This is a genomic window from Pseudomonas sp. PA-4-8C, assembly GCF_021606625.1.
In the GTDB taxonomy this organism is placed as follows: domain Bacteria; phylum Pseudomonadota; class Gammaproteobacteria; order Pseudomonadales; family Pseudomonadaceae; genus Aquipseudomonas; species Aquipseudomonas lactis.
Map to the genome: position 1 here is coordinate 1 of NZ_WKCD01000304.1, position 6,317 is coordinate 6,317.

The window sequence follows — 6,317 nt, forward strand, 5'->3', positions numbered from 1 at the left end:
CCTTCCAGATGCCGGTAGACATGGCGCTGGCTGCGGCCGGTTATGGTTTTGCCTACGGCTTGTGGCCCATCGCCTGGATCATCGTCGCGGCGGTATTCCTGTACAAATTGACGGTCAAGAGCGGCCAGTTCGAGATCATTCGCAGCTCCGTCTTGTCGATCACCGATGACCAGCGCTTGCAGGTGCTGCTGATCGGCTTCTGCTTTGGCGCCTTCCTGGAAGGCGCGGCCGGTTTTGGCGCGCCCGTGGCGATCACCGCCGCGCTGCTGGTAGGCCTGGGCTTCAACCCTCTGTACGCCGCCGGCCTGTGCCTGATTGCCAATACCGCGCCCGTGGCCTTCGGCGCATTGGGCATTCCGATCATCGTCGCCGGCCAGGTCACCGGCATTGATGCGTTCAAGATTGGCGCCATGACCGGCCGCCAACTGCCGCTGCTGTCGCTGTTCGTGCCGTTCTGGCTGGTGTTCATGATGGACGGCCTGCGCGGCGTTCGCGAAACCTGGCCGGCAGCCTTGGTGGCGGGCTTGAGCTTTGCCGTCACCCAATATTTCACCTCCAACTTCATTGGCCCAGAGCTGCCGGACATCACCTCGGCACTCGCCAGCCTGATTGCCCTGACGCTGTTCCTGAAGGTCTGGCAACCCAAGCGCACCGCAGGCGCACAAATTGCCGGCGCCACCTCCAGCGTAGCGGTCACCTCCAGCGCCGGCGGCTTCGGCTTGCCACGCAACACCGTGGTTTCGCCCTACAGCCTGGGGCAAATTTTCAAGGCGTGGTCGCCGTTCCTGATCCTCACCGTACTGGTGACCATCTGGACCCTCAAACCCTTCAAGGCCCTGTTCGCCGCGGGCGGTTCGATGTACGGCTGGGTGTTCAATTTCGCGATCCCGCACCTGGATCAACTGGTGGTTAAAGTCGCGCCCATCGTGACCAACCCGACCGCCATCCCGGCCGTCTTCAAGCTGGACCCGATTTCAGCTACGGGCACTGCGATCTTCTTCTCGGCACTGGTTTCCATGCTCGTACTGAAAATCGATATAAAAACTGGTCTTACCACTTTAAAAGAGACCTTCTACGAGCTGCGCTGGCCGATCCTCTCCATCGGCATGGTGCTGGCATTCGCGTTCGTCACCAACTACTCCGGCATGTCCTCGACCATGGCCCTGGTTCTGGCCGGCACCGGTGCAGCCTTCCCGTTCTTCTCGCCATTCCTTGGTTGGCTGGGAGTTTTCCTGACAGGCTCCGATACCTCATCCAACGCCCTGTTCAGCTCATTGCAAGCCACCACTGCGCACCAGATCGGCGTCAACGACACCCTGCTGGTAGCCGCGAACACCAGCGGTGGCGTGACCGGCAAAATGATCTCGCCGCAATCCATCGCCGTGGCCTGCGCCGCCACAGGCCTGGTGGGCAAGGAATCCGATCTGTTCCGCTTTACCCTCAAGCACAGCCTGTTTTTTGCCACCATCGTCGGGCTGATCACCTTGGCGCAGGCGTACTGGTTCACCGGTATGCTGGTGCACTGAGACCTGCACGTAATAGGGTAAGAATCGACGCCGGGGCATCCTTCCGGCGTCTGCTATTTCTGGAGGACCGATGAGCCTGCCTGCTGCTTTCCTGAGCGACGTCGCACAACTGATCCCGCAAGATCGCCGCTTCGACGATCCACTTTCCACCCTCGCCTTCGGCACCGACGCCAGCTTCTACCGACTGATCCCACAACTGGTGATCCGCGTGGAGTCAGAAGACGAAGTGGTGACACTGCTGCAACTGGCCCAGCGCGACCGCGTGCCGGTGACCTTCCGTGCCGCAGGCACCAGCCTCTCGGGCCAGGCCATCAGCGACTCGGTGCTGATCGTGCTGGGTGATAACTGGAACCACCGCGAAATTCGCGGGCAAGGCACCCAGATACGCCTGCAACCCGGCGTGATCGGCGCCCAGGCCAATGCCTGGCTCGCACCGTTCGGGCGCAAGATCGGGCCGGACCCAGCGTCTATCAATGCTTGCAAGATCGGCGGAATCGTCGCCAACAACGCCAGTGGCATGTGCTGCGGCACGGCGCAAAACACTTACCACACCCTGGCGGGCATCCGCCTGGTGCTGGCTGATGGTAGCCGCCTGGACACCGAAGATGCCGCCAGCGTGCAAGCCTTCCGCCAGTCACATAGCGCACTGCTTAAACGCCTGGCCCTACTAGGTCGCCAGACACGGGCAAATACTGAGCTGGCGGCAAAGATCCGCCACAAATACCGCCTGAAAAATACCACCGGCCTGTCACTCAACGCCCTGGTGGATTTCGATGACCCGCTGGATATCCTCAGCCACCTGCTGGTCGGCTCCGAGGGCACCCTGGGGTTTATCAGTGCGGTCACCTACGACACCGTAATCGATCACCCCAACAAAGCCTCGGCGCTGATCGTCTTCCCGGATGTCGAAACCTGCTGCAATGCCGTCACCGTGCTGAAAACCCAGCCGGTCTCCGCCGTTGAACTGCTTGACCGACGCAGCATGCGCTCGGTGCAGGACAAACCGGGTATGCCTGCTTTCGTACAGCATCTATCGGAAAACGCCTGCGCACTGCTGATCGAATCCCGCGCCGCTTCGCCCTCACTGCTGCACGAACAACTGACGCTGATCATGGCGTCCCTGGCGGCGTTTCCCGTGGAGAAACAAGTCGACTTCACCGAAGACCCACTGGAAAACGCACGCCTGTGGGCCATCCGCAAAGACACCTTCCCCGCCGTAGGCGCCGTACGCAAAACCGGCACCACCGTGATCATCGAAGACGTGACCTTCCCGGTAGAACAACTGGCGATTGGCGTGAACCGCTTGATCGCACTGTTCGACAAACACCACTACGACGAAGCCATCCTTTTCGGACATGCCCTGGAAGGCAATCTGCACTTTGTGTTCACCCAAGGCTTCAGCAGCAGCGAAGAAGTCTCACGCTATCAAGCGTTCATGGATGACGTCGCGCAACTGGTGGCCGTGGAGTTCGGTGGCTCGCTGAAGGCCGAACACGGCACCGGACGCAATATGGCCCCTTTCGTCGAACTGGAATGGGGCAGCGACGCTTATCAACTGATGTGGCAGCTCAAGCGCCTGCTCGACCCCAACGGCATCCTCAACCCGGATGTGGTGCTCAGCGAAGACCCGCAGATCCACCTCAAACACCTCAAGCCGTTGCCCGCCGCCGATGAGCTTGTGGATAAGTGCATCGAGTGTGGCTTCTGCGAGCCGGTGTGCCCGTCAAAAGGCCTGACCCTGAGCCCGCGCCAGCGCATCGTGATCTGGCGCGACATCCAGGCCAAAAAGCGCGCAGGCGTGGACACCTCCGAACTGGAAGCGGCCTACCACTACCAGGGCATCGACACCTGCGCCGCCACCGGCTTATGCGCGCAACGCTGCCCTGTAGGCATCAATACCGGCGACCTGGTAAAAAAACTGCGCAGCCGCGAGGCCGACCGTACGAAAACCGCCGACTGGCTCGCCAGCCATTTCGCAACCGCGCTGCAAGGTGCGCGCTTTACCCTGCACGTCGCCAACGGTGCGCGCATGCTGCTGGGCGCTCCACGGCTGGCCAAGCTTTCGAGCACACTGACCAAGCTGTCCAAAGGGCAAATACCGCAGTGGACCAACGCCATGCCACAGCCCGAAAAAGCCATCCGCTTCAGCCCCGCTGTGACAGACGCGCGCCCTCGCGTGGTGTACCTGGCCGCCTGCGTCTCCCGCGCCATGGGCCCGGCAGCCGGCGATAAAGAGCAAATCTCGCTGTACGACAAAACCCGGCAGTTGCTGGAAAAAGCCGGCTACCAGGTAGTCTTCCCCGACAATCAGGACAGCCTCTGCTGCGGCCAACCCTTCGCATCCAAGGGCTACGCCGAGCAGGCCGAACACAAGCGCCAGGAACTGATCGGCGCCCTGCTCCACGCCAGCCGCGGCGGCCTCGACCCGATCTACTGCGACACCAGCCCCTGCACCCTACGCCTGGTGCAAGAGTTGGGAGAAACGCGCCTGGACCTCTACGACCCCGTGCGCTTTATCCGCACCCACCTGATGGACCGCCTCGACTTCACACCCCAGGAAGCGCCCATCGCCGTGCACGTCACCTGCAGCACCCAACACCTGGGCGAGAGCCAGGCACTGATCGAACTCGCACGACGCTGCGCCAAAACCGTGGTGATCCCCGAAGGCATTCATTGCTGCGGCTTTGCCGGCGACAAAGGCTTCACCACCCCGGAACTCAACGCCCACTCCCTGCGCTCACTCAAGGACGCCGTGCAACATTGCAGCGAAGGCATCTCCACCAGCCGCACCTGCGAGATCGGCCTGAGCCAGCATGGCGGCATCAACTACCACGGCCTGGTCTACCTGGTAGACCGCGTCACCCGCGCCCGCCCCCACTGACCCGGCAAAAAAACCGAACCCTCGCGCACCGGCGCAGTCATCTGCATAGGCCTCGACCAACGAGGCCAATCAGTGATGTCGCTGGCAGCGGTTGCCCGCCAGCAGCGTCGAGCCCTTTTGCGCAAGGAGACACCCTATGAAGCGTTCCGCTCTTGCTGGCTTGTTCATGACCGCTGCGATGCTCGCCTCCCCCGCTTTCGCCGCCGGTGACAAAGACCTGTGCCAGATCAACCTGGACAAAATCAACAACGGCAAAGCCCTGCTCGCCACCGACACCAGCGGTAAAAGTGGCGAAATAGACACCGCCGTCTCCCAGGCCAAGGCCGCCCACGCCGCCGGTGATGAGAAGAAGTGCATCGAAATCACCTCCAAGGCCCTGCAAGACCTGCAGAACAGCGAGAAAGGCGGCCAGTAAGCGAGAGGGCCAACCTTCGGGTTGGCCTTCGCTGAGCTTTTGGCGTACACTGCACAGGCTTGTCACTCACTAAGAAACAACGAGTTACAAGCACGGGGCCGTTTAGGATTCGACGCCGGTCGCGAAACTTTAGGTGCATGCCGAGTTGGTAACAGAACTCGTAAATCCACTGTTGCAACTTCTTATAGTTGCCAATGACGAAAACTACGGCCAGGAATTCGCTCTCGCTGCGTAAGCAGCCTTAGCCCTGAGCTTCTGGTACCTTCGGGTCCAGCAATCACCAGGGGATGTCTGTAAACCCAAAGTGATTGTCATATAGAACAGAATCGCCGTGCAGTACGTTGTGGACGAAGCGGCTAAAACTTACACAACTCGCCCAAAGCACCCTGCCCTTCGGGTCGCTGAGGGTTAACTTAATAGAAACGGCTACGCATGTAGTACCGACAGCGGAGTACTGGCGGACGGGGGTTCAAATCCCCCCGGCTCCACCAAATGATCAAACAAAGACGTCCACGGACGTCTTTTTTTGTGCCTGCGAGCCAGTAAATACGCGGTTTCCAGCGCTTTTGCGGTCTTTTGAGAGTTTTTGAGTTCCAGCCATTCGGGTATTCCAGAGGGTATTCCATCACATCCGGTGCTAATCTTTGGAATACCGAATCAGTGCCTGAGGAGAATCTCATGCCTGCTCAAAACCTCCGTCTCTCCGATCGACAGCTCAAGGGAGTCAAACCCGCGTCCAAGGATTACGTCCTTACTGACGGTGACGGTTTGCAGCTCCGAGTACGCAGCAACGGTTCGTTGCTGTGGAATTTCAACTACCGCGAACCGGTCACCAAGAAGCGCATCAACATCGGCTTCGGGACCTACCCCGAACTGTCACTGGCGAACGCACGAAAGAAGGCAGTCGAAGCCCGCGAGTTGCTCGCCCGAGGCATCGATCCAAAAGTACAGCGCAATACGTTGAATGAGGCCAAGCGCGCAGAAACGGAACACACCTTCGAGAACGTGGCCACCGCCTGGTTCGAGCTTAAGAAGGACTCGGTCACCCCGGCCTACGCCGAAGACATCTGGCGGTCGCTCTCACTGCACGTGTTTCCCGATTTGAAGACGACACCACTCGCGAAGATCACCGCGCCGATGGTGATCGCATTGCTTCGCCCAATCGAAGCGAAAGGCAGCCTGGAGACGGTCAAACGTCTTAGCCAGCGGCTAAACGAGATCATGACCTACGGCGTAAACTCCGGCCTGATCTTCTCCAACCCGCTCAGCGGCATCAGGGCTGTATTCAAGAAGCCCAAGAAAGAGAATATGGCTGCGCTTCCGCCCGAAGAACTCCCCGAACTCATGATGGAGATCGCAAACGCCAGCATCAAACGCACGACCCGCTGCCTGATCGAATGGCAATTGCACACGATGACTCGCCCTGCCGAGGCGGCAACTACTCGCTGGGCAGACATCGACTTTGAAAGGCGTGTCTGGACAATCCCAGCAGAGC

Annotated in this window: 4 protein-coding genes and 1 other RNA gene; all 5 read left to right on the plus strand. The window is 60.2% G+C overall.

Annotated elements, in window-relative coordinates:
* Positions 1–1,526: lactate permease LctP family transporter (locus GIW04_RS26550; protein WP_236479357.1), on the plus strand; the 1,526-nt coding region annotated here is incomplete at its 5' end.
* A 70-nt stretch (positions 1,527–1,596) separates the two neighbouring features.
* On the plus strand, positions 1,597–4,407 hold the full coding sequence (locus GIW04_RS26555) for an FAD-binding and (Fe-S)-binding domain-containing protein (protein WP_120248827.1): 2,811 nt from the start codon (positions 1,597–1,599) through the stop codon (positions 4,405–4,407).
* 136 nt (positions 4,408–4,543) lie between these two features.
* The gene (locus GIW04_RS26560) at positions 4,544–4,822 is read left to right on the plus strand and encodes a hypothetical protein (RefSeq protein WP_020301768.1); all 279 of its coding nucleotides are present in this window, start codon (positions 4,544–4,546) and stop codon (positions 4,820–4,822) included.
* A gap of 94 nt (positions 4,823–4,916) precedes the next feature.
* Positions 4,917–5,313: a transfer-messenger RNA gene (gene ssrA / locus GIW04_RS26565) on the plus strand.
* 187 nt (positions 5,314–5,500) lie between these two features.
* On the plus strand, positions 5,501–6,317 hold an 817-nt coding region (locus GIW04_RS26570; protein ID WP_236479358.1), incomplete at its 3' end, for a phage integrase central domain-containing protein.

What these genes read in the sequence shown, in the direction of transcription:
- GIW04_RS26555 (WP_120248827.1), top strand. Translation starts at nt 1,597, where the DNA reads ATGAGCCTGCCTGCTGCTTTCCTGAGCGACGTCGCACAACTGATCCCG.
- GIW04_RS26560 (WP_020301768.1), top strand. Translation starts at nt 4,544, where the DNA reads ATGAAGCGTTCCGCTCTTGCTGGCTTGTTCATGACCGCTGCGATGCTC.